This is a genomic window from Micromonospora sp. NPDC047467, assembly GCF_040643095.1.
Classification (GTDB): domain Bacteria; phylum Actinomycetota; class Actinomycetes; order Mycobacteriales; family Micromonosporaceae; genus Micromonospora.
The window spans coordinates 14,485-38,253 of record NZ_JBEYTO010000003.1 but is presented as its reverse complement, the minus strand read 5'-3'; the positions used below and the strand labels follow the sequence as shown (position 1 = coordinate 38,253).

Annotated in this window: 20 protein-coding genes and 1 pseudogene; 14 read left to right on the top strand and 7 right to left on the bottom strand. The window is 70.7% G+C overall.

The window, feature by feature from the left end; genetic code table 11:
• The first annotated feature begins 28 nt into the window (after positions 1-28).
• Together ABZ780_RS08905 and ABZ780_RS08900 are read left to right on the top strand one after the other, a co-directional pair.
• On the top strand, positions 29-1,864 hold the full coding sequence (locus ABZ780_RS08905; protein ID WP_357485369.1) for an RICIN domain-containing protein: 1,836 nt from the start codon (positions 29-31) through the stop codon (positions 1,862-1,864).
• Between the two features lie 86 nt (positions 1,865-1,950).
• On the top strand, positions 1,951-3,501 hold the full coding sequence (locus ABZ780_RS08900; protein WP_357485367.1) for an arabinofuranosidase catalytic domain-containing protein: 1,551 nt from the start codon (positions 1,951-1,953) through the stop codon (positions 3,499-3,501).
• Positions 3,502-3,558: 57 nt separating this feature from the next.
• Here the strand turns inward: ABZ780_RS08900 and ABZ780_RS08895 are convergent, their stop codons facing one another.
• Positions 3,559-4,167, bottom strand: coding sequence for a TetR family transcriptional regulator (locus ABZ780_RS08895; protein ID WP_357485366.1), 609 nt, complete (start codon positions 4,165-4,167; stop codon positions 3,559-3,561).
• 107 nt (positions 4,168-4,274) lie between these two features.
• On the opposite strand from ABZ780_RS08895, the gene ABZ780_RS08890 reads away from it, so the two are divergent.
• The 3 genes from ABZ780_RS08890 to rox all read left to right on the top strand — a co-directional run bounded on the left by ABZ780_RS08890 (position 4,275) and on the right by rox (position 8,729).
• Positions 4,275-4,742 carry a MarR family winged helix-turn-helix transcriptional regulator gene (locus tag ABZ780_RS08890; protein ID WP_357485365.1) on the top strand — a complete coding sequence of 156 codons (468 nt, stop codon included), beginning with the start codon at positions 4,275-4,277 and terminating at the stop codon, positions 4,740-4,742.
• Positions 4,739-6,382 carry an MDR family MFS transporter gene (locus ABZ780_RS08885; RefSeq protein WP_357485363.1) on the top strand — a complete coding sequence of 548 codons (1,644 nt, stop codon included), beginning with the start codon at positions 4,739-4,741 and terminating at the stop codon, positions 6,380-6,382. Before ABZ780_RS08890 ends, ABZ780_RS08885 begins: the two co-directional genes overlap by 4 nt.
• 919 nt (positions 6,383-7,301) lie before the next feature.
• Positions 7,302-8,729 (top strand): rifampin monooxygenase, encoded by a 1,428-nt coding sequence (gene rox / locus ABZ780_RS08880; protein ID WP_357485362.1) that lies wholly within the window; start codon positions 7,302-7,304, stop codon positions 8,727-8,729.
• A 124-nt stretch (positions 8,730-8,853) separates the two neighbouring features.
• Here rox and ABZ780_RS08875 read toward each other — a convergent pair whose 3' ends face one another.
• Positions 8,854-9,423: a hypothetical protein gene (locus tag ABZ780_RS08875; RefSeq protein WP_357005615.1), complete on the bottom strand. Its 570-nt coding sequence runs from the start codon at positions 9,421-9,423 to the stop codon at positions 8,854-8,856.
• A gap of 469 nt (positions 9,424-9,892) precedes the next feature.
• Here ABZ780_RS08875 and ABZ780_RS08870 point away from each other — a divergent pair, with 469 nt between their 5' ends.
• A complete protein-coding gene (locus ABZ780_RS08870; protein WP_357485360.1) occupies positions 9,893-11,260 on the top strand; it encodes an endo-1,4-beta-xylanase in 1,368 nt (455 codons plus the stop codon).
• A gap of 241 nt (positions 11,261-11,501) precedes the next feature.
• On the opposite strand, the gene ABZ780_RS08865 is transcribed toward ABZ780_RS08870, so the two are convergent.
• Positions 11,502-11,834: a putative quinol monooxygenase gene (locus tag ABZ780_RS08865; protein WP_357005622.1), complete on the bottom strand. Its 333-nt coding sequence runs from the start codon at positions 11,832-11,834 to the stop codon at positions 11,502-11,504.
• A 197-nt stretch (positions 11,835-12,031) separates the two neighbouring features.
• On the opposite strand from ABZ780_RS08865, the gene ABZ780_RS08860 reads away from it, so the two are divergent.
• On the top strand, positions 12,032-13,150 hold the full coding sequence (locus tag ABZ780_RS08860) for a hypothetical protein (protein WP_357485359.1): 1,119 nt from the start codon (positions 12,032-12,034) through the stop codon (positions 13,148-13,150).
• Positions 13,151-13,204: 54 nt separating this feature from the next.
• Here the strand turns inward: ABZ780_RS08860 and ABZ780_RS08855 are convergent, their stop codons facing one another.
• Both ABZ780_RS08855 and ABZ780_RS08850 read right to left on the bottom strand, forming a co-directional pair.
• Entirely contained in the window at positions 13,205-14,032 is an 828-nt protein-coding gene (locus ABZ780_RS08855; RefSeq protein WP_357005627.1) for a PIG-L family deacetylase, read from the bottom strand.
• A gap of 106 nt (positions 14,033-14,138) precedes the next feature.
• Positions 14,139-14,234 (bottom strand): annotated as a pseudogene (locus tag ABZ780_RS08850) (peptide chain release factor-like protein); the annotation flags it as partial.
• 183 nt (positions 14,235-14,417) lie between these two features.
• Here ABZ780_RS08850 and ABZ780_RS08845 point away from each other — a divergent pair.
• Positions 14,418-14,990, top strand: coding sequence for an adenylate kinase (locus ABZ780_RS08845; RefSeq protein ID WP_357485357.1), 573 nt, complete (start codon positions 14,418-14,420; stop codon positions 14,988-14,990).
• Here ABZ780_RS08845 and ABZ780_RS08840 read toward each other — a convergent pair.
• Complete coding sequence (locus ABZ780_RS08840; protein WP_357005633.1) at positions 14,940-15,590, bottom strand: methyltransferase domain-containing protein; 651 nt, start codon at positions 15,588-15,590, stop codon at positions 14,940-14,942. The two genes, ABZ780_RS08845 and ABZ780_RS08840, sit on opposite strands and share 51 nt — an antisense overlap.
• 181 nt (positions 15,591-15,771) lie before the next feature.
• Here ABZ780_RS08840 and ABZ780_RS08835 point away from each other — a divergent pair, with 181 nt between their 5' ends.
• Positions 15,772-16,527: an SDR family oxidoreductase gene (locus tag ABZ780_RS08835; protein WP_357485355.1), complete on the top strand. Its 756-nt coding sequence runs from the start codon at positions 15,772-15,774 to the stop codon at positions 16,525-16,527.
• Between the two features lie 8 nt (positions 16,528-16,535).
• On the opposite strand, the gene ABZ780_RS08830 is transcribed toward ABZ780_RS08835, so the two are convergent.
• Positions 16,536-18,743: a hypothetical protein gene (locus ABZ780_RS08830; RefSeq protein WP_357485354.1), complete on the bottom strand. Its 2,208-nt coding sequence runs from the start codon at positions 18,741-18,743 to the stop codon at positions 16,536-16,538.
• Between the two features lie 233 nt (positions 18,744-18,976).
• On the opposite strand from ABZ780_RS08830, the gene ABZ780_RS08825 reads away from it, so the two are divergent.
• The 5 genes from ABZ780_RS08825 (at position 18,977) to ABZ780_RS08805 (ending at position 23,473) form a co-directional block, all read left to right on the top strand.
• Positions 18,977-20,194 carry an FUSC family protein gene (locus ABZ780_RS08825; protein ID WP_357485353.1) on the top strand — a complete coding sequence of 406 codons (1,218 nt, stop codon included), beginning with the start codon at positions 18,977-18,979 and terminating at the stop codon, positions 20,192-20,194.
• A 62-nt stretch (positions 20,195-20,256) separates the two neighbouring features.
• Positions 20,257-20,781 carry a hypothetical protein gene (locus tag ABZ780_RS08820; RefSeq protein WP_357005645.1) on the top strand — a complete coding sequence of 175 codons (525 nt, stop codon included), beginning with the start codon at positions 20,257-20,259 and terminating at the stop codon, positions 20,779-20,781.
• 74 nt (positions 20,782-20,855) lie between these two features.
• Positions 20,856-21,698: a DUF4097 family beta strand repeat-containing protein gene (locus tag ABZ780_RS08815; RefSeq protein WP_357005648.1), complete on the top strand. Its 843-nt coding sequence runs from the start codon at positions 20,856-20,858 to the stop codon at positions 21,696-21,698.
• Positions 21,699-21,731: 33 nt separating this feature from the next.
• Positions 21,732-22,688 carry an ATP-binding cassette domain-containing protein gene (locus ABZ780_RS08810; RefSeq protein ID WP_357485352.1) on the top strand — a complete coding sequence of 319 codons (957 nt, stop codon included), beginning with the start codon at positions 21,732-21,734 and terminating at the stop codon, positions 22,686-22,688.
• The gene (locus ABZ780_RS08805) at positions 22,685-23,473 is read left to right on the top strand and encodes an ABC transporter permease (protein WP_357005654.1); all 789 of its coding nucleotides are present in this window, start codon (positions 22,685-22,687) and stop codon (positions 23,471-23,473) included. The genes ABZ780_RS08810 and ABZ780_RS08805 overlap by 4 nt, the downstream gene beginning before the upstream one ends.
• The last annotated feature ends 296 nt before the right edge of the window (positions 23,474-23,769 follow it).

The following is a 23,769-nucleotide window of genomic DNA, read 5'->3' as shown; positions in this document are numbered from 1 at the left end:
TCCCCCGCGCCCCACCAAGGAGCCGCCCGTGAAAACCCCGTCCCGCGGCAGGTCAGGACGAGCCCGTGCGCTCGTCGCCCGACTCGTGGTCGGCCTGCTCGCCGCCACCGCCGCCGTAACCGTCGCCGCGTCTCCGGCCCAGGCCGCCGACGAGTCGATCAGTGTCAACTTCTCCTCGACCAGCGGCACGCCGACCTACCGCGCGTCCGGCTGGATCTACGGCATGACCGAGAACGCCAGCGGCCCGCCCGACCACTTCTACCGCGACGTCAAGTTCCAGTACATGCGCGCCGGCGGCGCGCAGCTCGCGGGGAGTGGCTGGGTCGGCGGAACCTACGACCGACGATGGAACTCCACCCTCGCCCAGGCACGTCGCACCACCGCCCTCGGCGGCAAGTTCATCCTGCTGCCGCACGACCTGTGGGGTGCCGACGGCGCCGGCATCTCCCGCTTCCCCGGCGACAACGGCAACTGGACCGACTACGACAACTTCCTGACCCGCCTCATCAACGACGTCCGGGCGGCCGGGCTGTCCGTGCAGTGGGACATCTGGAACGAACCCAACATCACCATCTTCTGGAACCGCCCGATCTCCCAGTACCTCGAACTGTGGCGCCGCACCTACCAGCGCATCCGGGCTGAGTTTCCCAACCAGCTCATGGTTGGGCCGAGCTGCGCCTGCGTACCGTCGACCACGCACACCTTCTGGAACCAGTACCTGGACTTCGTCCGCTCGACCAACACCGTGCCGGACATCATCAGCTGGCACTCGCTGCCAGGTGACCCGGTCGCCAACGTCGCCGCCGCCAACGCCACCCTCGACCCGCGCGGCATCGCCCACCCCCGGCCGTACCAGATCAACGAGTACGGCGCGCCCGAGGAGCAGAACCCGGCCGACGGCGCCTGGTACATCGCCCGCCTGGAGCGGGCCCGCGCGGACGGCCTGCGGGCGAACTGGGCCGGCGGCGGCAACCTGCACAACGACCTCGGCAACCTGTTGGTCCGCAACTCGGCCGGCCAGCACCAGCCCAAGGGCGAGTGGTGGGCCTACCGCTACTACGCCTCCCAGAGCGGGCAGATCGCCTCGGTGACCGCCAGCCAGTCGTACGACGCGTTCGCCACCACGGCGACCGGCACGGCGAAGGTCCTGATCGGTGGCGGTCGTACCACCGGAAACCTGACCGTCAACCTGCAACGACTGGACACGACCAGCGGCATCGTGCAGAACAACCAGGTCCGTGTCCTCACCCAACGCATCCCGCACAACAACGGCGGCGCCGTGCAGGGGCCGGTCACGGTCTCGAACAGCGTGGTCGGGGTGTCCAACAACAACGCCACCGTGACCCTGCCGTACAGCAACCAGACCGACACCTACACCGTCACCCTGCTGCCCCCCTCGGACGGCGGCTTCCAGTCGGTGGCGGTGGCCCAGCACTCCCAGCAGTGCCTGGAGAACCCCGGCCCGGGCACCGCCGAGGGCAACGTCCAGCAGCAGTACTACTGCGAGGGCGGCGACCAGCAGCTTTGGAACTTTCGCCCGGTCGCTGGCGTGGCCAACACGTACACGGTGGTCAACCAGCAGAGCGGCAAGTGCCTCGACGTCAGCGGTGTGTCCACTGCGGACGGCGCGACCGTGCACCAGTGGACCTGCCTGAACGGCCTCAACCAGCAGTTCACCCTCCGCAGGGTGACCTATGGGGGCAACGACTCGCACGACTACCAACTCGTCGCCCGGCACAGCGGCAAGTGTGTCGATGTCAGCACGGTCTCCACAGCGGCCCGGGCGCCGGTTCACCAGTGGACCTGCAATCCGACCGGTCAGGGCAGCCCGTTGAACCAGACGTGGCGGATCTGGGGGCGGTAGGCGATGCCTGACCCGCAGCCCACACCACCACCCGAGGGTGCGCGTCGCCACGCCCGCGCGCTTCGACGACTCCGAGGAGACACTTCGTGAAAACCCCGTCCCGTAGTGGGCCAGGACAGGTCCGTGATCTCATCCACAGGGGTCGACGCCGACGTCTGACCGCCCTGGCTGGCGCACTGGTCGGCGTCCTCGTCGGGCTCGGCGCGGCCCCCGGCACCCTCCCCGCGACCGCCGTGGCAGCGCCCGTGGCGGCCGCCATCGAGCCGGGGCAGAGCGCCCCGATCGTCGGCACTCCCTCCGGTCGCTGCCTCGACGTCCCCAACTCCAGCACCGCCAACGGCACCCAGACGCAACTCTGGGACTGCCAGGGCGGCGTCAACCAGACCTGGACCTGGACATCGAGCAGACAACTCATGGTGTACGGCAACAAGTGCCTGGACGCCTCCGGCCGGGGCACCGCCAACGGCACAGCGGCGATCATCTGGGACTGCAACGGCCAGGCCAACCAGCAGTGGAACGTCAACACCAACGGCACCATCACCGGCGTGCAGTCCGGGCTGTGTCTCGACGCCAGCGGGTACGGCACCACGAACGGCACGAAGATCCACCTGTGGGCGTGCCACGGCGGTGCCAACCAACAGTGGACCTCGCCGACCGCCCCACCGCCGACCGGCACCCGCCCGTGCGACATCTACGCGTCCGGCGGCACCCCGTGCGTGGCGGCCCACAGCACGACCCGGGCGCTCTACGCGGCGTACGCCGGCAACCTTTACCAGGTCCGGCGCTCGTCGGACAACACGACCCGCAACATCGGGCTGTCGAGCGCGGGCGGCACCGCCAACGCGGCGACGCAGGATTCGTTCTGCGCCGGCACGACCTGCGTCGTGACGGTCGTGTTCGATCAGTCCGGGCGAGGAAACGACCTCTGGTACCAGGGGTCGAGCGTGGTCCCGGGCTCACCGCAGAGCAGGCCGGCGGTGGCGACGTCGGAGTCCCTGACCGTCGGTGGGGCCAAGGCATATTCGCTCTACATCAACCCCGGGAACAGCTACTGGCGGGACGGGCACCTGACCGGGGTGCCCACCGGGGCCGCTCCCGAGGGCATGTACATGGTGACCAGCGGCACCCACGTCAACAACGGCTGCTGCTTCGACTACGGCAACAGTGAGACGACGAGGAAGGCCGACGCCGCCGGGGCGATGGACGCCATCAACTTCGGCACCCAGTGTTGGTTCGGCGGCTGCTCCGGCAGCGGACCCTGGGTCCAGGCGGACCTCGAATGGGGTCTCTTCCCGGGTGGCAGCAGCTCCTGGAACCCGAACCAGCGCGCCTTCACCAGCAAGTTCGTCACGGCGACGTTGAAGAACAACGGCACCACGCGCTTTGCCATCAAGGGCAGCAACGCACAGTCCGGCAGTCTCTTCACGCTCTGGGACGGCGCACTCCCGCCGGGATACAGCCCGATGAAGAAGCAGGGCGCGATCATCCTGGGCAGTGGCGGGGACTGCTGCAAACCCGACGGCGGCGCGAACCTGAGCGCCGGCACCTTCTACGAGGGGGCCATGGTCGCGGGCTATCCGTCCGACGCGATCGAGAACGCGGTGCAGGCCAACGTGGTGACGGCTGGCTACCGCTGACCCGGCAGCGCGCCCGCCGGCCAGCACCGCACAGCGGTGGTGGCCGGCGTGGCGTGTTCAGTCGCCGTCGGTGCTCCGATGGCCGCGGGGAGCGGCCTCGGCGAGCGCGGCCCGGATGGTCTCCAGCAGGTCGTCGTCCGGGTGGTTGATCCAGTGCTGGGTGGCGACGCGCAGGATCGCCAGGAAGGTCGCGGACAACAGGCGGGCGCGTAGTGCCACCGCAGGGCCGGTGAGCCGTGGTACGAGTTCCCCAGCCAGCTCGCGCTCGATCGCCGTGTACGCCGCGACCTGGTGTGCGGCCAGGCCGGGGTGCCCGCGCAGCTGTCGGCGTCGGGTCAGCCAGGAGAGGTCGTCACCGCCGAACGCCTCGGACGTGAAGTGCTCGGCCGCCCGGCTCAACGCCGTCCACGGCGGCTCGTCGACCGGCCGCTCGTGGACCAGCTCCAACAGCAGGCGCAGGCGCACGGTGTCGCCGTGGAAGAGCGCCTCTTCCTTGTTGGAGAAGTAGTTGGAGAACGTCCGCCGGGAGACGTTCGCCGCGTCGGCGATCGCCTCGACGGTCACGCCGTCGAGGCCATGGTCGGCGGCGAGGCGCAGCGCGGCCTCGTGCAGAGCGAGGCGGGTGGCCGCCTTCTTGCGCTCCCGTAGCCCGGTGATCTCGTGCATCGGCCCCAGCGTAGCGGGGTGATGCGCTTCTCAGTGAGCAAACTTGCCTAGTAGGCAAGATCAGTAGATGCTTGCGTGAGGCAACCAACTGGGTGTGAGGGGCAGGCGTGGACAGCACCGCTGGTGAACTCGGCCTCCGGCTGTACGACCTGGTGCGGACTGTCCGGCTGCTGAAGCAGCGCCGGGCGGATGAACGGCAGGCCGTCGCGCCGGGCCTGCTCGGCCTGCTCATGCAGATCGACCAGTCCTCCAGCGGCTGCCAAGCCCGTGAGCTGGCACGTCGTACCCGGCTCGACCCGTCCACCGTCAGCCGCTCGGTCGCGGCGCTCGTCGCGGACGGCCTGGTCGAGCGGCGGCCCGATCCGGCCGACAAGCGGGCGAGCCTCCTGGTGATCACCCCCGCCGGCCGTGCCGCCCTGGCCGAGAGCTTCGGCTGGTACGGCGGGGTGCTCGACCGGGCGCTGGCCGACTGGACTCCCGACGAGGTGAATGCCCTGAGCGGCGCCCTCGACCGGTTCGCCCGAGATATCGAGGTTGCCCTCGGAAACCACGACAACCTGGAGGCCGCGCCATGAGCGCACCCACCACCATGACCGGCGCTGAGCCGATGACCCATCGGCGGACGCTGGAAGCGCTCAGTGGCCTGCTGCTGGTGCTGTTCGTCGCGATGCTGAGCAGCACGGTCGTCTCCACCGCGCTCCCGAAGATCATCGGAGCGTTGAACGGCTCGCAGACCCAGTACACCTGGGTGGTCACCGCCACCCTGCTCACCGCGACCGCGACCACCCCGATCTGGGGCAAGCTGGCCGACCTGTTCAGCAAGAAGCTCCTCATCCAGGTCGCCATCGTGGTTTTCCTGGTGGGCTCGGTCATCGCCGGGTTCTCGCAGACCGCCGGCCAGTTGATCGCCGCCCGCGCGTTCCAGGGCATCGGGGTGGGCGGCCTGCAGGCCCTCGTCCAGGTGGCGATCGCCGCGATGATCCCGCCGCGCGAGCGGGGCCGCTACAACGGCTACCTCGGTGGCGTCATGGCCGTCGCGACGGTCGGCGGCCCGCTGCTCGGCGGCCTCATCGTCGACACGTCATGGCTCGGCTGGCGCTGGTGCTTCTTCGTCGGTGTGCCGGTCGCCGCCATCGCGTTGGTCCTGCTCCAGGCCACCCTGAACCTGCCGACCACGCGGCGCGAGAACGTCAAGATCGACTACCTGGGCGCCGGTCTGATCGCCGCCGGCGTCAGCGTGCTGCTGGTCTGGATCTCCTTCGTCGACGGCTCGTTCGCCTGGGTCTCCTGGCAGACGGCGGCCATGGTGGGCGGGGCGATCATCCTGCTCGCCCTGGCGGTCTGGGTCGAGTCGCGGGCCGCCGAGCCGGTCGTACCACTCGACATCGTGCGCCAGCACACCACCGCGCTGGCCATTCTCGGCAGCCTCGCGGTCGGCATGGCCATGTTCGGCGGTGCCGTCTTCCTCGGCCAGTACTTCCAGATTGGCCGTGGCTACAGCCCGACCGAGGCCGGCCTGCTCACCATCCCGATGATGGCCGGGGTGCTCCTGTCCTCGATCGTCGCCGGACGGCTGATCACCACGAGCGGAAAGATCAAGCCGTACATCGTCGCCGGCTCGATCATCCTCGTCGCCGGGTTCGCACTGCTCGGCACGATCGACCACGAGACGTCGCTCGTCGTGGTCGGCGTCGCGATGTTCATCGTCGGCACCGGTGTCGGTATGACCATGCAGAACCTCGTCCTCGCCGTGCAGAACACGGTCTCGCTCAAGGACATCGGCGCGGCGAGTTCCAGCGTTGCGTTCTTCCGGTCGCTCGGCGGCACCATCGGCGTGTCGGTGCTCGGCGCCGTCCTCGCCCGCCGCGTCAGCGACCAGATCACCCACGACCTCACCGCCGCCGGTATCCCCGCCTCCGGCAGCTCCGACGGCAGCAGCAACCTCAACATCACCGCCCTGCCCGACGGGGTGCAGGACATCGTCCGGGCCGCGTACGGCGACGCCACCGGGCACATCTTCCTCATCTCCGCCGCCATCGCGGTCGTCGGCGTCATCGCCGCGCTCCTGCTCCGGCCGGTCACCCTGCGGACCAGCCTGGACCTACCGGACACCGCCACGACGACGGCCGTGGCCGCCGACGCGATCGACGGTGCTCCCGCGTTCGACCAGACCTCAGTGGACGATGCGCCGAAGGAGACGACTCACCGGCGCTGACGCCGGACCCGCACGACCCGGGGCCGCCACCGTCTTCCAACGGTGGTGGCCCCAGTGCTGTCCGACGACCGCCCAACTGCGGTGCCCGAAACGGGTCGGCATCGCCTGACGGGGTGCGTGACCGGGTTGGCGGCGTCCGATCGCGTCTGACCGGGTCGTCCACCGCCCAACCACGGTGCCTGGCTGGCCGTCCTGACTGCCGGCTGTCCCACCTGGACCTGGCGGGCTGTGTCTGAGCGGCCATCCTCCCAACATTCGGTCATTGCCTCCCGCCTGTCAGGACGGCAGCAATGATCGACTCGATATCGCCGATACGGGGGTGTCCTGATAGCGGGATACCCCGACATCGCCGATCTCGTGTTGATCTCGGCCCGACGGGGCCCCCACTGCCCGCCGGAGCCCCGGCGCGGTGCCGCGTCAGTTGCCGCGCGGGCACCGTGCCGCCTTTGGCGCCGTGCCGCAGCCGGCGCCGCGTCAGCGGTGTCGCTGCTCGGGTCCGGCACCCTTCGGCCATGCCACTGCTCGGGTCCGGCACCCTTCGGCCATGCCACTGCTTGGGTCCGGCACCCTTCGGCCATGCCACTGCTTGGGCCCGTCACCCTTCGGTGGTGCCACTGCGTGGGTCCGCCGGCCCGGCGGTGTCAGCGCGTGGGCCTGTCGGCCGCCGACGATGCTGACGCCGTAGCGATGGGAAGGGCGGGAGGCGGCCGGGGGCGCGTGGCCAAATCCGGACGCAGAAGGCAAGAGGCGCACTCCCTGCCACTCTCAACATATACCGCACCGGGGGTCTTGCCGCAAGACCCGGGTCGTGCCGCAGAATCTCCCAGCCGAGGCCAGAGCCTGCGCAAACGAGAGGTCCGCGGGTGCGGATCGCGCTGCACCGCTGGCGTGGCGACATCCGTGGCGAATGGGGGTTTTCATGATTGACGTGATCATTGCCGGCGGGGGACCGACCGGCCTGATGCTGGCGAGCGAGTTGCGGCTGCACGGCGTGCACACGCTCGTGCTGGAGAGGGACACGGAACCGACCAGGTACGTCCGCGCGCTCGGCCTGCACGCGCGCAGCATCGAGGTGTTGGACCAGCGCGGACTACTGGGGCGGTTCCTCGCGCTCGGCCAGCAGTACCCGGTCGGTGGTTTCTTCGCCGCCATCACCAAGCCGTCGCCGGGCGGGCTGGACACCGCCCACCCGTACGTCCTCGGCATCCCACAGCCCACCACCGATCGCCTGTTGGCCGAGCACGCGATCGAACTCGGCGTCGAGGTGCGGCGCGGCTGCGAGCTGGTCGGGCTGGACCAGGACGAGCGTGGGGTGACCGTCGAGCTGGCCGACGGCGCGCGGTTGCGCTCGCGCTACCTGGTCGGCTGCGACGGGGGCCGCAGCACGGTACGCAAGCTGCTCGGTGTCGGCTTTCCCGGTGAACCCAGCAGGGTCGAGACACTGCTCGGTGAGATGGAGGTGGGGGTGCCGCCGGAGACGGTTGCCGCCGTGGTGGCCGAAGTCCGCAAGACCCAGCTCCGGTTCGGTGTCGGGCCCTTCGGCGAAGGGGTGTACCGCGTTGTCGTACCGGCTGAGGGGTTGGCTGTGGACCGTTCGGCCCCGCCGACCCTGGATGAGGTGAAGCGGCAGCTGCGGGCGGTCGCCGGCACCGATTTTGGCGTGCACTCGCCGCGCTGGCTGTCCCGCTTCGGCGACGGTACCCGGCTGGCCGAGCGGTACCGGACGGGCCGGGTGCTGCTGGCCGGCGACGCGGCGCACATCCACCCGCCGACCGGCGGGCAGGGGCTGAACCTCGGCATCCAGGACGCGTTCAACCTCGGCTGGAAACTGGCCGCCGAGATCAACGGCTGGGCGCCGGAGGGGCTGCTGGACAGCTACCACGCCGAACGGCACCGGGTCGCCGCCGACGTCCTAGACAACACCCGCGCGCAGATGGAGTTGCTGTCCACCGAGCCGGGTGCTCGGGCGGTGCGTCGACTGCTGTCGGAGCTGATGGACTTCGAGGACGTGAACCGGTACCTGATCGAGAAGGTCACCGCGATCGGGGTCTGCTACGACTTCGGCGCGGGGCATGACCTGCTCGGCCGGCACCTGCGGGATGTACGACTGAAGAGGGGGCGGCTCTACGAGCTGATGCACGGCGGCCGGGGGCTGTTGCTGGACCAGACTGGCCGGCTCTCGGTTGCGGGGTGGGCGGATCGGGTCGACCACGTCGTCGAGGTCAGCGACGAGTTGGACGCGCCCGCCGTGCTGCTGCGGCCGGACGGCCACGTGGCATGGGTGGGTGATGATCAGCAGGAGCTGCTGGACCAGACGCGTCGCTGGTTCGGGGCGGCCGTCGACTGACGCCGCGACCGCCGCCGAAGGGCCCGCCCGCGCGACCGCCGTCGCGAGGCCCGCACGCGCGACCGCTCTCGATAGCCCGCACGCGCGACCGCCCCGACCAGCCGCGGCACTGCGGGACGGGATGTCAGCGCGCCGCGAGGCCGTATTCGCGGTCGGTGAACAGGTCCACGTCCCGCGGGCCCAGCTTCGCGACCTGTCGGGCGTGCAGGGCGAGCTGCCGGCGTGCCTCGCCAAGGCGGCGGCTGGCGATCGTCATCTCGTCGGACGGCTCGAACGGTTCCGTGCCGCTGCACTGCATGGCGGCGGCCATCACCCCGTTGTACGCGGTCATGAGCCCGTTGGTCAGGGCGATGCCGTCCTGGTCGCCGTGGGTCCAGATCTGCGACCAGGCGGTCTCCACAGTGGTCATGTCCCGGGCCAGCCAGTCGTGCAGCACCATCGGCCCCAGCGGTTTGTGCCCCGCGAACAACTCGTTGCCCGCCTCCGGCAGGCTGGAGCGCCAGTACCTGGTCTGCCGCAGCGCCTCGGCCTTGTGGGCGAGGCGCAGCGCGCCGGACAGGATCAGGATGTAGGCCCGCTGGAGGTCAGCCCGCTCCCGGCGCCGTCGCCTCAGCCGGCTCTGCAGTAGGACCACGAACAGCGATGCGAAGGCGGTGATCGCGGAGCCGAGCAGAGCAGCCAGGGTTGAGTTCACGCCGACATGATGCCTGCCAACCTTTGGCGCCGATTCGGGGGCTCTCCCGATCAGTCGGCAGGGTCGGACGCTCGACGCGTGCTCGGGTCCGCCACGGGCCGTCCCAACGGCGGGAGCGGGGTCGGGCGGTCCGGGTGAAGGCCGTAGCGGGTGAACGGTCGCCGGCCAGCGGCCACCAGCGACTTGACGTACGGCATGTTATCGCTCACAGTCGATGTCGAGGACAGCAGCATCTGTGGCTCACCGGGCGAGCCCGCTGACCGAACCTCGTGATCGGACGTCCCCCCAGGGCATGCGGACGTCGCATCAGGACCCTGTCATCAGCCGCCGGCGACGCGCGGCGGACGCCGCGCGCCCGTCGGGCGCCTCCGGATGACCGGCTCGGACGTCACGGCGGCCCACCCCCGGAACCGACGGCGGAAGCAACCTCGGGCGCCACCACCGCTGCAACCACCGAGAAGGAATCGACATGAGACTCAAGAGAGCCCTGCGGGCGACGGTGACCCTCGCCGGCGCCGGCGTACTCACCGCGGCCATGATGGTGTCCCTGGCCCCGGCCGCCAGCGCCGGGACGACCCTGCGCGCGTCGGCGGCCGAGAAGGGCCGTTACTTCGGCGCCGCGGTCGCGACGGGCAAGCTTTCCACCAGCACGTACGTCAACGTCCTCAACCGCGAGTTCAACAGCGTCGTCGCCGAGAACGAGATGAAGTGGGACGCCACCGAGCCCCAGCAGGGGCGGTTCAGTTACACCGGCGGCGATCGTCTGGTCAGCCACGCGCAGGCCAACGGCATGAGCGTGCGCGGCCATGCGCTGCTGTGGCACGCTCAGCAGCCGAGCTGGGCGCAGGGCATGTCCGGCAGCGCACTACGGAACGCCGCGATCAACCACGTCACCCAGGTAGCCACCCACTTCCGGGGCAAGATCTACGCCTGGGACGTGGTGAACGAGGCGTTCGCCGACGGTGGCAGCGGCGGCCGGCGGGACTCGAACCTGCAGCGCACCGGCAACGACTGGATCGAGGCGGCGTTCCGGGCCGCGCGGGCCGCCGACCCGGGCGCGAAGCTCTGCTACAACGACTACAACACCGACGGGATCAACGCGAAGTCGACCGGCATCTACAACATGGTGCGGGACTTCAAGTCCCGTGGTGTGCCGATCGACTGCGTCGGTTTCCAGTCCCACCTGGGCACCACGCTGGCCGGGGACTACCAGGCCAACCTGCAACGCTTCGCCGACCTCGGCGTCGACGTGCAGATCACCGAGCTGGACGTCATGACCGGCGGCAACCAGGCCAACATCTACGGCGCGGTCACCCGCGCCTGCCTGGCCGTCTCGCGCTGCACCGGCATCACCGTGTGGGGAGTGCGGGACTGTGACTCGTGGCGCGGGTCCGACAACGCGCTGCTGTTCGACTGCAACGGCAACAAGAAGTCCGCGTTCGACGCCGTGCTCAACGCCCTCAACAGCGGCACGCCCATCCCGACGACCCCTCCGCCGAACCCGACGACCCCTCCGCCGAACCCGACGACTCCTCCGCCCGGTCAGGTCGGCTGTTCGGCGTCGGTGTCGGTGAACTCGTGGACCGGCGGGTTCGTGGCGACGGTGAAGGTGACGGCTGGCTCGGCCGGCACGCGCGGGTGGAATGTCAATCTGACGCTGCCGAGTGGCGCGAGTGTGACGAACACGTGGTCGGCCACGGCCAGTGGCAGCTCCGGGTCGGTGCGGTTCACGAACGTGAGCTACAACGGTCAGCTCGCTCCCGGTCAGGTGACCGAGTTCGGTTTCCAGGGCAACGGCAGCGCGACGGGCCTGACCCCCATCTGCGCCGCCAGCTGACCACCTGAGCGAACTGCACCAAGGGACACTGCCGGCACGCTGAACCGGCGCCCGTCGTGGGCGTCGGTTCGGCGTACCCCCGTCGCGGCGGCGGGCGGCACTGAACCACGGTGGCCCGGCCCGGGGACGAACCCGGGCCGGGCCACGCGGCAGCGGCCGCGTGCGGGCTCCGTCGCGTCGGACGGGAACCCGCGTACCCATCGGCTTCGTTAGCGCTAACACCCCCGAGACCTACGGGCGGTCAGCGGCCCTCGGGAACGGCCATCTCCCCGAGCAGCGACCAGTCCTGCTGCGGCACGGTGGTGTTGACGATGCGCGGCGTCTCGGCCAGGTGCGGCGGCAGGTCCTTCTGCGCCGCACGGAAGTGGGCCGACTGCACGTGCGCGCCGCCGGCCTCGTCGTCACGGAACGCCTCGACCAGGACGTACTCGGTCGGGTCGTCGAGGCTGCGGGACCAGTCGAACCACAGGCAGCCGGGCTCGGCGCGGGTCGCCTCGGTGAACGAGGCGGCGATCTGTGGCCACTGGTCGGCGTGCTCCGGCAGCACCCGGAACTTGGCGGTAATGAAGATCATGGCACCAGGCTACGCAGCGCACGGCACGTTGGCAGTGGCTCGGCGCACCCCGACCCGATCACGACCGGGACATTTTTCGATGACGGATCGTGCCGCCCGGTTGATAGGCGGAGCCGCCCACGTTTAGTTGTGCTGGGCGCACATGCGCCCGGAACGGGGGCCGTGCGGTGCAATCTCCAACAGGGAAAGAAGATCCGGTGCGATCCCGGCCGGAGCGAGGGCGACCGGCAGCCGCGGTCGGCGCGGTGATCGTCGTGTTGGTAGCGGCCGGTGTGGTGGCGTGGGGAGTCGCCACGCGGCGGGATGAGCCCGCGTCCACCGCCGGTGCGGTGGTCGAGCAGGTGCTCACCACGTTGCCACCGCAGCTACAACCCCCAGCGACGGCGGTGGACCTGCCGACCGACCGAGGCGTTGGGACGGGGGCACTGATCTATCACCCCAAGACCGACCCGGGGGACCTCGATCCGACCGGCAAGAACTTCGAGCAGCACGACATCTACCTGGTGACCGTGTCGGGTGAGCAGTTCCGCATCGGGCGTACGCCCCCGAACGTCGGACCGCTGAACCTGTCGCTGTCGCCCGACGGGCGCTGGCTGGCCACCAAGCGGGACGGTCGCTGGCGGGTACGGGACCTCTCGGGGACAACCGAGCACGAGGTCATGATCGGGTACGAGCTGAGCGTGTGGTCCACGGACGCCCGGTCGGTGCTCCTGGTCAAGCCGGACGAGGACAGCCGGGACTACGCGGCCATGGCCCTACCGGACGGCGAGGTGCGACCGCTCGGTGTGCGAACCTCCGGCGTCGCCTGGGGGGTGGCCTTCATCGACGGCAGAGAGCTTGCGGTCTACGAATGGCAGATGCTGGGTGGTACGTCCGCGTCGTCGGAGCTGACCATCAAGCTCACGGATGTCGTCACCCTCGTGACCCGAACGCTGACGTTGGGCGGGCAGACGCCGTCGGGCAGGGTGCCGGATGTGCCAGTCTTCGGGTGGCACGCCGGTGGGAGCCCAACGGCCATCTGGGCGCAGGTCAACCTCTCCGATCCACGCTCCACCGGCACCTCGACCGGCCTGCAACAGGCGCTGCTGGGCGTCGACGTGACGACCGGTGCGGCCACCACCAGGATCGAGATGACGACTATCGCTGGGCAGACCGCGGAGTGGTTTCTGGGCGTGGTGGCCGAGGGCGTCGTCCTGCAACGCACGACGACAACCAATACCGAGTTGGTCGTCGTCGACCCGCACAACGGCACCCGACGTGTCGTGACGACGTTTCCGGGGCTCGTGGATCCGCTGGTCCCCGGTGCGCAAGCCTGACCGCGGCCATGACGCCGGCAAAGAGCGCCGACCGGCCGGCAAAGAGCGGCGACGTCAGCGTAGGCCGGCGAAGAGGTCGTCCTCGGGCACCGGCGCGTTCGTGGTGTCCCGCACGCGGACGAACGTCTCGACGCCCATCAGTTCGGTGAACTTCTCCCGGCCCAGTTGCAGGAAGAAGATGTTCTCGGTCTGACTGGCGTGCGCCGCCAACGCGTCGAACTTCTGGTCGCCGTACGCCTTCGTGTCCACCCAGGTGGTGATCTCGTCGTCGGGCAGGCCGAGGGCCGGCTCGGGCGACGACGGGTCCGGGTCGGCCCACTCGATGCCCAGCTCCTTCATGATCCGGCCGAAGTCCTCGAACGCGCTGCGGGGCACCGTGGTCCAGTACACCTTCGCGGGAACGTCGGTCTGCGCGACGGCCGCCATCGTGATGCGGTGGGCCTGGATGTGGTCCGGGTGGCCGTAGAAGCCGTTCTCGTCGTAGGTGACGATGACGTCCGGCCGGTACCGGCGGATCAGCTCGGCCAGCCGGTCCGCCGCCTTCGCCACCGGAGTGGACCAGAACGAGCCGGGCTGGTCGTTGGTCGGCCAGCCCATCATCCCCGAGTCGCCATAGCCGAGGGTCTCCAGATGGGTGACCTTCAACGCCGCGCAGCTCGCCTCCAACTCGGCCTGGCGCATCGCCACGACGGCTGCCGGGTCGTGACCCGGGTCGCCGGGCTTCACCCCGCCGGGCCCGTCACCGCACCGCCCGTCGGTGCAGGTCACGAGGACCGTCGAGATTCCCTCGGCCGCGTAGCGGGCCAGGACGCCGCCGGTGCTCGTCGCCTCGTCGTCGGGGTGGGCGTGCACCGCCATCAGGGTCAGGGATCGCTCAGCCATGCCACCACCCTACGGCGGTCGACGTCGGAGAACGGAACATCGGTCACCGTTCGGTGCGGACCGTGTCGCCCCGCACCAAATCGTCGTGGATGCGCCACAGGCCACGCCGGGCGGCTTCACCCTCCAGGCGGCGCAGCAACCGGGCCAGCGCCCAGGCGCACTCCTGCGGGCCACGCCCGCTGGACAGCAGCAGAGTCCCCAGGGGAGTGGTGCTCAGGCAACGACGCTCACTTCTCGCTGAGAACGGAAGGGACGGACGGCAGTACGGCACCGGTCGGCCTCATGCGGCCCGGTGCGTCAGGTGGTGTCCGTCAGTACGTCATGGGGTGCACTCTCGCCGAACCCGTCGTGGGCGGCAACCGACTTTCGCGCGTACGCTGCCGCGATGAGCGCACCACGGCGCATCCTGGTCTACGGGGTGTACGGCGCAGGCAAGACCACACTGTCGCAGCAGTTGGCCGCACGCCTCGGGTTGCCGTGGTATCCGGTGGACGACCAGCTCTGGCTGCCGGGCTGGGTCGAGGTGCCGGTCGCGCAGCAGCGCAGCCGGATCGAGGAGATCTGCCGCCGGGACACGTGGATCATCGACGGGGCGTACCACGGCTGGCGGGACGTACCCCTGGCCCGTGCCGACCTGGTGGTGGGCCTGGACTACCCGCGGTGGTGCTCGTTCTGGCGATTGCTGCGTCGCACCCTGCGCCGGCTCGTGACGCGCGAGGAGATCTGCAACGGCAATCGGGAATCGCTGGGCAGCGTGCTGTCCCGGGACTCGATCCTGCTCTGGCATGTCGGCGCGTTCGGCCGGGCGCGGCGGTGGATGCGGGCCTGGCAGAGCGATCCGACCGCACCACCGGTGCTGCTGTTCCAGAGCCCGGCGGCCCTGGACGCCTGGCTGGCTGGCCTGCCCTCAGCGCCGGCCCGGCTCCGGTCTGATCGCCCGGCCGAGGACGCAAGGTGAGGACGGGCTGGAACTGGTGGCCGGGAACCGGAAGCGGCGCAGCTCCTCGATGACGAAGCCGCCGGCCGTGATGGCGGCGGTGGTGTCGCGGCCGGTGTGGCAGCCGCCGCACAGTTTCGGCCACACCGTCGCGTCGACCAGCCGCTGGATCCGGCGCAGACGACCGGGGTCCTCGGCGGCGACGTGTTCGAAGAAGCGCAGCTGACCGCCGGGGCGCAGCACGCGGTGGATCTCGGCGAGCGCGTTGCCCTGATCGGGCACGGTGCACAGCACCAACGCGGCCACGGCCGCGTCGAACTCGCCGTCCCCGGCGGGCAACGCCTCGGCCAGGCCGTCGACGACCGTGACCGGCACCGGCGCGGTCGCCGCCGCCCGCACGGCGGCGGCCCGCAGCCGTCGTTCCGGCTCGACCGCGACCACCTCGGTCACGGCCGGCGGGTAGTGGCCGAACATGCGGCCGTTGCCGGCGCCGACCTCGATCACCCGGCCGGACAGGCCGGCGACCACGTCGCGGCGGAACTCGTCGAGGCCGGCGCGGTCCATGGCCACGCTGAGCCGCTCGTAGACCCGGGCGAACACCGGGTGGGACACCGCGGCCACGTCGACCTCCAGATGCGGATGGGGTTCCTGCTGCCAGTTGTCCGCAGGTTAGCCAGGCGCGACGGGCGGCGGCAATCACGACGCCTGATGTCCCCGCCTCGGGATCCACGGGTACGTAGGCTGGAAACGACCCGTTACGTGCCGTCTTGACCGATAGCGGAAGACAGGAAGTGGTTCGATCATGAAGATCGTCGTCATCGGTGGCAGTGGCCTCATCGGCTCCAAGCTCGTCCGAATTCTCGGTGAGCAGGGCCACGAGGCGGTGGCGGCGTCACCGAAGACCGGGGTGAACACGCTGACCGGCGAGGGGGTGGCCGACGTGCTCGCCGGTGCGGACGTCGTCGTCGACACCTCGAACTCTCCGTCGTTCGAGGACGCGGCCGTGCTGGAGTTCTTCGAGACGTCCACCCGGACCCTGCTCGCCGCCGCGACAGCCGCCGGAGTGCGGCACTACGTGGCGCTCTCGATCGTGGGCAGCGACCGGCTTCCGAACAGCGGGTACATGCGAGCGAAGGTCGCCCAGGAGCGGCTCATCGCCGGGTCTGGACTGCCGTACTCGCTGGTGCACGCCACGCAGTTCTTCGAGTTCGTCCAGGGCATCGTCGACGCCGCGACGGACGGCGACACCGTACGCCTGGCGCCGGTGCTGATCCAGCCGATGGCGGCCGACGACGTCGCGGCCGAGGTGGCGGCGGTCGTGGTCGGCGCGCCGACGAGCGGCATCGTCGAGATCGCCGGCCCGGAGCAGTTCCGCCTCGACGAACTGGGTCGGTCCGTGCTCACTGTCCGAAAGGACCCCCGCTCGGTGGTGACCGACCCCGGTGCGCGGTACTTCGGCACCACACTGGACGAGCGCTCGCTCGTTCCCGCCGATGGCGCCCGCATCGCCGGCACGCGCCTTGACGCTTGGCGCGCCCGGACCTCGAATGCCGCTTGATCCATTCGTCACGGCGGCGGCCCGCCGAGGCGGCGCGCCAACTCCCGCACCGCGTCGGTGAACCCCTCGTCGGATTCGCAGGGCCAGTGTCCCTGAATGGGCGGGGGGACGCTGTCGCCCGGCGGGGTCACCACGTCGATGGGGTCCCGCTGTCGGCGATCAACGGTGGCCGCTGGGTCGCTGTCGTGCTCTGCTGATCGGTGGTCGGGGAAGATCCGACCACCGATCGCGTCGGTGTCGCGCCACAGGTTGACCCACCGCCAGCCGACCCGGCCGCCGATCTCGCGCAGCACCTCGTCGTCGACGTACGCGGGGAACAGCCGCGCGTAGAGCCGCCGCAGCGGTGACCCGTGCGTGAGCAGCGCGACCCGGGCGCCGATCCGTGGTGGCAACTGGAGCACTGTCGCGGCGAGCAGGACCGAGCCGTGGCTGTGCCCGGTGAGCAGCACCCGGTCGCCGCGTTCGACCAGGTAGGTGATTCGTCGGGTCAACTCCGGCACGGCGCGTTCGGCGTAGCAGGGCGGCGCGAACGGGTGGGCGGCTCGGGGCCAGAACGTGCCGAGGTCCCAGATGACGCCGACGTGCCGCCGAAACGGAACGGTCCGGTACGCGAAGATCCCGCCGAGGAGCAGCGCGAGGATGATCGCCGCGATCGCCCAACTGCCGAACGCGATGGCGAAGGTGATCACGTCGGCGGGCACCCCCGAGGTCTGCTCGACGGCGTCGCCGGGAGTCAGCCCCAGCAGGCCGATGGTGGTGGTGGTCGAGCCGATGCCGGCGAGGCAGGCGAAGACGACGGCCAACAGCATCAGCTTCTCGGTGAACCGAGCCTTGGCTATCGCGTCGCGTACCTGTCGCAGCCGTGGCCGCGCCTCTTCCGGCGGGTCCGGGTAGTCGCGTGCGACGATCGCCGCCGCAGCGCGGTATCGGCCGGGGCGGGAGAACACGACGATGAGACCGGCGGCGACGGCTGTGACCAGCACGGTGCGGAAAAACCCGAAGATCGCCCAGGTGTACGCCGCGGGCGGGCCGGCGGCGATGCCCTCCCCGGTCGGCACGTCGCGGTCCAGGAAGTCCGCCACCCGGTAGACCAGCTCGGCGGAGTACGCCACCGCCGCGCTGGTCGCGGTGGCCATGATGGCCACCGCTCCCAGCCCGAACAGCGGACTGCCGCCGCGCTGACGGTCCCGTTGCCAGAGCAGGACCACGCCCAGAGTGGCCAGCAGTGTCGTCTCGGTGATGCACACCCCGGCCAGGATCGCGTCGTAGCCGGGCAGGTGGTGCCCCTCCTGCCACGAGTCGGGGCTGGTCAGCACGTGGGCCACGACCAGGAGGGTCAGGATGACGCTGGTCGTCCGCAGTGTGCGGGTGATCGTGTCGAGCCGTGGGTTCGTCGGGGCTCGGTCGATCAGCGGGGGAGTGCACAGCAGGACCACACAGGCGGTCAGGACCGTGCCGGTGGCGACCATCAGCGCGAGCGTGGCGGCTGAGGCGCCGTTCGTGACGCGGGCGGCGAGCAGGACGAGGCTCACCGTCGCGAACGCCGCCGCGACGTGCACGGAGCGGAGTCGCCCCACCAGCGGTTCGGCGTCCCACTTGCCGACCGCGCTGAGCCGATGCCCGCCCAGCTCCTCGTCGGGTGCCCGGAACGCCTCGAACGACCTTCCGGGCCGGTTGCTGAGCCGCCAGACCAGGGCGATCGCGGCGGCCGGGAGCAGCGCGAGCGCGGCCAGCCGCACCCCGGTCCGCTGCCCGCTCAGCCAGGACAGCCAGCTCCGCCCGGCCAGGCAGCGGGGTGACGTCAGGCATTTCCAGGCGATCAGGTCCAGGGCGACGCCCGCGACGGCCAGCACGTACAGCACGGTGAGCGTCAGTGCCAGCACCCGGCACAGGGACTTGACCACCGCCTCCGACTCCGGGTTCGCGGGGCGCATCCAGATCGCCACGTTGGCCAGCATGAACGGCAGCAGGAACACCAGCCCGAGGGTCCGGGCCACGGTCCCGGTGGGCAGGTCACCCCAGCGGTACGCCTCCAGCGTCACGCCTCGTACGGCGTCGGGTGCCGGCCCTGATGGACGAATCCGGAAGAAGCCCCCGCTGCGGTCACCGGCGACCTGCGCTGTCTGCCGCAGGCCCAGCAACTGGTCGGCGCTCGCGCCGGAGACGCCGTGCACCCGCAGCTCGACGATGTCGCCGGCGGTGTCGGGCGCGCTCAACCGTGCTGATCCATCCGTCATCGCCCCCCGAGGCTCCCGGCAGCCCAGCCAGCGATCCTGCCGGGGACGGCCCCGCCACCGGTGTGGCAGACCCGCGTCTACCCCGCTCGGGCGGACCCAATCGTGTCGACGCCGCCCCGCCGCGCGGATTCCAGCGCGTTCCCGCCGGAGGTCGTCGCGCCCGTCACGCGGCTGCGCAGGGTTGAGCCGGACAGTCCCGGGTAGCCGCCGTCATGGTGGCTGCCGGTCGGCGCGGTAGGGGCGGGGGTGCTGCCGCCCGCGCCGACGACACCGCGCACACCGGCCCGTCGGCGACCGTCGTCCGGCTCCGGAACCGAGTGGTGGCGACGCTGGGCGACCGTCTGCGTCGGGTACACGCCATCGGTGTTCTGGCCCTGCAGGCCGGGCTCGCCGCGGCGCTGGCCTGGCTGCTGGCGCACGAGGTCCTGCACGTCGCCCAGCCGGTGTTCGCGCCGATCTCGGCCGTCTCGACCCTCGCCGCGTCGGTCGGCCAACGCCTGCGCCGCACCGTGGAGCTGATCATCGGTGTCACTGTGGGGGTGTCGGTCGGTGATCTGCTTCTGGCCGTGATCGGCACCGGGTGGTGGCAACTCGCGCTGATCGTCGCGCTGGCGATCCTCGTCGTGTTGTTCCTCACCGCCAGCGCGGCGGTGGTGCTCCAGGCCGGCGCGACGGCGGTGCTCATCGCCACGCTCAGCCCCTCCGTGGGCCATCTGGAGATCCCCCGCTTCGTGGGCGCGCTCGTCGGGGGAGGGGTGGCGCTCCTGGTCACCGCCGTGCTGCTGCCCCTGAACCCGCTACGGGTGCTCAACCGGGCCGCCCGGCCGGCGTTGGACCTGCTCAGCACGCAACTCGACGCCACCGCGGGCGCATTGGCCGAGGGCGACGCCGGGCCTGCCCGGACTGCCCTCACGGAGCTGCGGCAGAACAAGGACGAGCTGCGGGCGTTCATCGAGGCGACCCAGGGCGCCCGGGAGGCCAGCACCCTGTCGCCGGTCCACTGGCGCGAGCGGCACGGGCCGGTGGCCCGGTACGCGCAGGCGGCCGAGCCGATCGACCGGGCGATGCGCAACACCGGAACGCTGATCCGTCGGGCGGTGAGCCTGATCGAGGACGGTGAGCCCGTACCGAAACCGATGCCGGAGGCGGTCGCCGACCTGGCTGAGGCGGTCCGGCTGCTCCAGCGGCAGTTCGCCGTCGGTCACGAACCCCGGCAGGCGCGGGAGCAGGCGCTGCGGGCGGTCGGCCGGGCCGGCCACGCCTATCGGGAGGGGGTCGGTTTCTCCGGTGCCGTGGTGGTGGCGCAGGTCCGGACGACCGTCAGCGATCTGCTGGTGGCCACCGGGCTGACCCAGGACGTCGCGAACCGGCTGGTCAGACGCGCGTTCGGGGAGTTGGGCCGCTCCGCCGACACCAACCCGGATGGATGATCTGGCATCACGGTGAGCCGCAGGTGTTGCATCCTGAGCCAAAGTGATGCCATGATGGCGTCATGGATTTGAGGCCGTACGTCGAGAACCTGCGCAACGAGTTCGCCGTCGCCGCCGAGGGGGTCGACCCGGACGGCCGGGTGCTGGCCGAGCGGCTCTTCACCCAGTTGGAGGCGGCGACCCACCTCGCGTTGCTTGAGGCGCTGTCCGACGCGGCCGACGAGATCACCCGCGAACTCGCCCCGGGGTCGGTGCACGTCCGACTGCGCGGGCGTGAACCCGACTTCGTGGTGACACCGGCCAACCCGCCGACGGGTGGCGCGGCCGAGCAGACCGAGCCGCCCGCGCTGCCGGCGCCGGTGCTGCCGCCGGACGGCGACGACGGTGGCACCTCGCGGATCAACCTCCGCCTCCCCGACCACCTGAAGACCAGCGTCGAAGAGGCCGCCGGCCGTGCCGGGCTGTCGGTCAACGCCTGGCTGGTGCGGGCGGTCGCCGGTGCCGTCGGGGCAGGCGACGCGGACCGTCGCCCCGCCCGCCGACCGGAGCCGCGCTCCGGTCAGCACTTCACCGGCTGGGCGCGCTGACCCGCCCCGTCCTCTTTCCTTCCCACCCCACTCACCAGCGGCAACGCCCGCTGGCGTCCTTTCGGGAGACCGCCATGCCTGTTTTCGCCACACCAGAACCCATTTCCGTCCGGGTCGAACTGCCCGTCGGGGACGCGTGGATCTCCGCGTCCGACCGCACCGACACGGTGGTGCAGGTGCGGCCCCGCGACCCGTCGAGCAAGGCCGACGTGAGCGTCGCGAATCAGACCACCGTCGAGTACGCCGCCGGTCAGCTGACGATCAGGGTGCCGAAGAGTTGGCGCCGCTACGGCTTCGGCCCCGGCCCGTCGGTCGACGTCCTGATCGAGGTGCCGACCGGTTCGCGGGTGCACGCCGAGGCGTCGTGGGCGGCCCTGCGCTGTGAGGGTCGGCTCGGCGAGTGCCACGTCAAGACCGGCGGCGCGATCCGACTCGACGAGACCGGGCCGCTGGACGTCGACACCAGCCACGGTGAGGTCACCGTGACGCGCGTCGCCGGCCCCGCCCGGGTGAAGGCCTCCTCCGGCAAGGTGCGCCTCGGCGAGGTCGACGGCACCGCCGAGATCAAGAACTCCTCCGGCGACTGCTGGATCGGCCGGAGCGGCGGGGACGTCCGAATCAACACCGCCCACGGCGACATCACCGTCGACGAGTCGACGGCCTCGGTGACGGCGCGCACCGCGTACGGCAACGTCCGGCTGGGCGAGGTCGTCCGAGGGTCGGTGGAGCTACAGACCTCGTTCGGGGCCATCGAGGTCGGCGTCCGGCGCGGGACCGCCGCCTGGCTCGATGTCGGCTCCCGCCACGGTCGGGTCCACAACGCGCTGTCCACCACCGACGGGCCTGCGGAGACCGACGACACCGTCGAGATCCGGGCGAACACGTCCTACGGCGACATCATGATCCGCCGCGCCTGACCGCCGACGACTCCGCCAACGAATCGAGGAGACATGACCCTCCCCACCCGGCACGCGATCGTCGCGACCGGCCTGCGCAAGTCCTACGGCGACAAGGTGGTGCTCGACGGCATCGACCTAAAGATCCCCGAAGGCACCATCTTCGCGTTGCTCGGTCCCAACGGGGCCGGCAAGACCACCACCGTGCAGATCCTGTCCACCCTGATCAGCGCCGACGGGGGTCAGGCCCGCATCGGGGGGCACGACCTGACCCGGGAGCCGGACGCGGTCCGCGCGTTGATCGGCGTCACCGGTCAGTTCTCCGCCGTCGACAACCTGCTGACCGGGCGGGAGAATCTGCGCCTCATGGCCGACCTGTGCCACCTGGACCGGGCAACCGGCCGGCGGCGCATCGCTGACCTGCTCGACCAGTTCGACCTGGTCGAGGCGGCGGACAAGCCGGTGGCGACGTACTCGGGGGGCATGCGCCGACGGCTCGACCTGGCGATGACCCTGGTCGGTGACCCCCGTGTCATCTTCCTCGACGAGCCGACGACCGGCCTCGACCCGCGTAGCCGTCGCGCCATGTGGCAGATCATCCGCGACCTCGTCGCCGGTGGCGTCACCATCCTGCTCACCACCCAGTACCTGGAGGAGGCCGACCAACTCGCCGACCGCGTCGCGTTCCTCGACCACGGCCGGTTGATCGCCGAGGGCACCCCGCACGCGCTCAAACGGCTCATCCCCGGTGGGCACGTCGTGCTGCAGTTCGCCGACCAGGACGGGCTCGACTCGGCGGCCCGTACGTTCGCGGAGGCGACCCGGGACGACACGGCGCTCACCCTGCACGTTCCGAGCGACGGCGGCGTCGGGTCGTTGCGCTCCCTGCTCGACCAGCTCGACCGTGCGTCGATCAGCGTGGCCGGCCTCGCCGTGCACACCCCCGATCTCGACGACGTCTTCCTCACCCTCACCGGCAGGACCGACCAGGAAGGGGCCATGGCGCGATGAGCACCCTCACCCTCGCCGTCCGCGACTCCAGCACGATGCTGCGGCGCAGCGTGCTCCACATGCGGCGCTACCCGTCGCTGACGCTCATGCTCGTCGGCATCCCCGTCATCCTTCTGCTGCTCTTCGTCTACGTCTTCGGCGGCACCCTCGGCGCCGGCCTCGGGCCCTCGGGTGGCCGCGCCGAGTACGCCAACTACGTCACACCGGGCATCCTGCTCATCACGGTGGCGAGTGCGGCGCAGGGCACCGCCATCTCGGTCGCCATGGACATGACCGAGGGCATCATCGCCCGGTTCCGCACCATGGCGATCTTCCGGCCGTCGGTCCTCACCGCCCACGTCCTGGGCAGCCTGATCCAGACGTTGCTCGGCCTCGCGGCGGTCATTGGTGTGGCGCTGCTCGTCGGGTTCCGGCCCACCGCCACCGCGATCGAGTGGGTCGCCGTGATCGGCGTCCTCGCCATGATCACAATCGCGGTCACCTGGCTGTCGGTCGCCCTCGGCCTGGTCACCAGGAGCGTCGAGACGGCCAGCAACCTGCCGATGCCGCTGGTGCTGCTGCCCTTCCTCGGCAGCGGTTTCGTCCCCACCGACTCGATGCCGACCCCGGTGCGGTGGTTCGCCGACCATCAGCCCTTCACCCCCGTCATGGAGACCCTCCGCGGCCTGTTCTTTGGCACCGGTATCGGCAGCAACGCGATCGAGGCGGTCGCCTGGTGCGTGACAGCCACCGTGCTGTGCTTCTTCTGGGCCCGGGCGCTGTACAACCGCAATCCGAGCGCGTGACCCGACCCGCGCTCGACGCGCGGTGACGGACGGTCCGAGTGCGAGGTGAACGACGGCCCGGCCCCGGTGGGGCCGGGCCGTCGGCGAAACGTCGAATGTTATCGATAACACCGCGTCGTCGTCGGACTCGGTGCGACGGCTGTTCGCTCACCCGCCTGCCCGAGCCTGGGCGGTGGCGCCCATCGACCGGTCCGTGGGATTCGATCACGGTGCTGAGTCGTCCGACGATGTTATCGCTGCCATCGTCGCCGGTCGGTACGCCGTGGTGCGGGCAAGCTCCACTGCGCGGTCGGGTG

Coding starts and splice junctions, on each gene's coding strand:
- ABZ780_RS08835 (WP_357485355.1), top strand. CDS start 15,772: ATGAAGATCGTCGTCATCGGTGGCAGTGGCCTCATCGGCTCCAAGCTC.
- ABZ780_RS08855 (WP_357005627.1), bottom strand. CDS start 14,032: ATGGCTGAGCGATCCCTGACCCTGATGGCGGTGCACGCCCACCCCGAC.
- ABZ780_RS08885 (WP_357485363.1), top strand. CDS start 4,739: ATGAGCGCACCCACCACCATGACCGGCGCTGAGCCGATGACCCATCGG.
- ABZ780_RS08845 (WP_357485357.1), top strand. CDS start 14,418: ATGAGCGCACCACGGCGCATCCTGGTCTACGGGGTGTACGGCGCAGGC.
- ABZ780_RS08865 (WP_357005622.1), bottom strand. CDS start 11,834: ATGATCTTCATTACCGCCAAGTTCCGGGTGCTGCCGGAGCACGCCGAC.
- ABZ780_RS08820 (WP_357005645.1), top strand. CDS start 20,257: ATGGATTTGAGGCCGTACGTCGAGAACCTGCGCAACGAGTTCGCCGTC.
- ABZ780_RS08825 (WP_357485353.1), top strand. CDS start 18,977: ATGGTGGCTGCCGGTCGGCGCGGTAGGGGCGGGGGTGCTGCCGCCCGC.
- ABZ780_RS08895 (WP_357485366.1), bottom strand. CDS start 4,167: ATGCACGAGATCACCGGGCTACGGGAGCGCAAGAAGGCGGCCACCCGC.
- ABZ780_RS08815 (WP_357005648.1), top strand. CDS start 20,856: ATGCCTGTTTTCGCCACACCAGAACCCATTTCCGTCCGGGTCGAACTG.
- ABZ780_RS08810 (WP_357485352.1), top strand. CDS start 21,732: ATGACCCTCCCCACCCGGCACGCGATCGTCGCGACCGGCCTGCGCAAG.
- ABZ780_RS08870 (WP_357485360.1), top strand. CDS start 9,893: ATGAGACTCAAGAGAGCCCTGCGGGCGACGGTGACCCTCGCCGGCGCC.
- rox (WP_357485362.1), top strand. CDS start 7,302: ATGATTGACGTGATCATTGCCGGCGGGGGACCGACCGGCCTGATGCTG.
- ABZ780_RS08805 (WP_357005654.1), top strand. CDS start 22,685: ATGAGCACCCTCACCCTCGCCGTCCGCGACTCCAGCACGATGCTGCGG.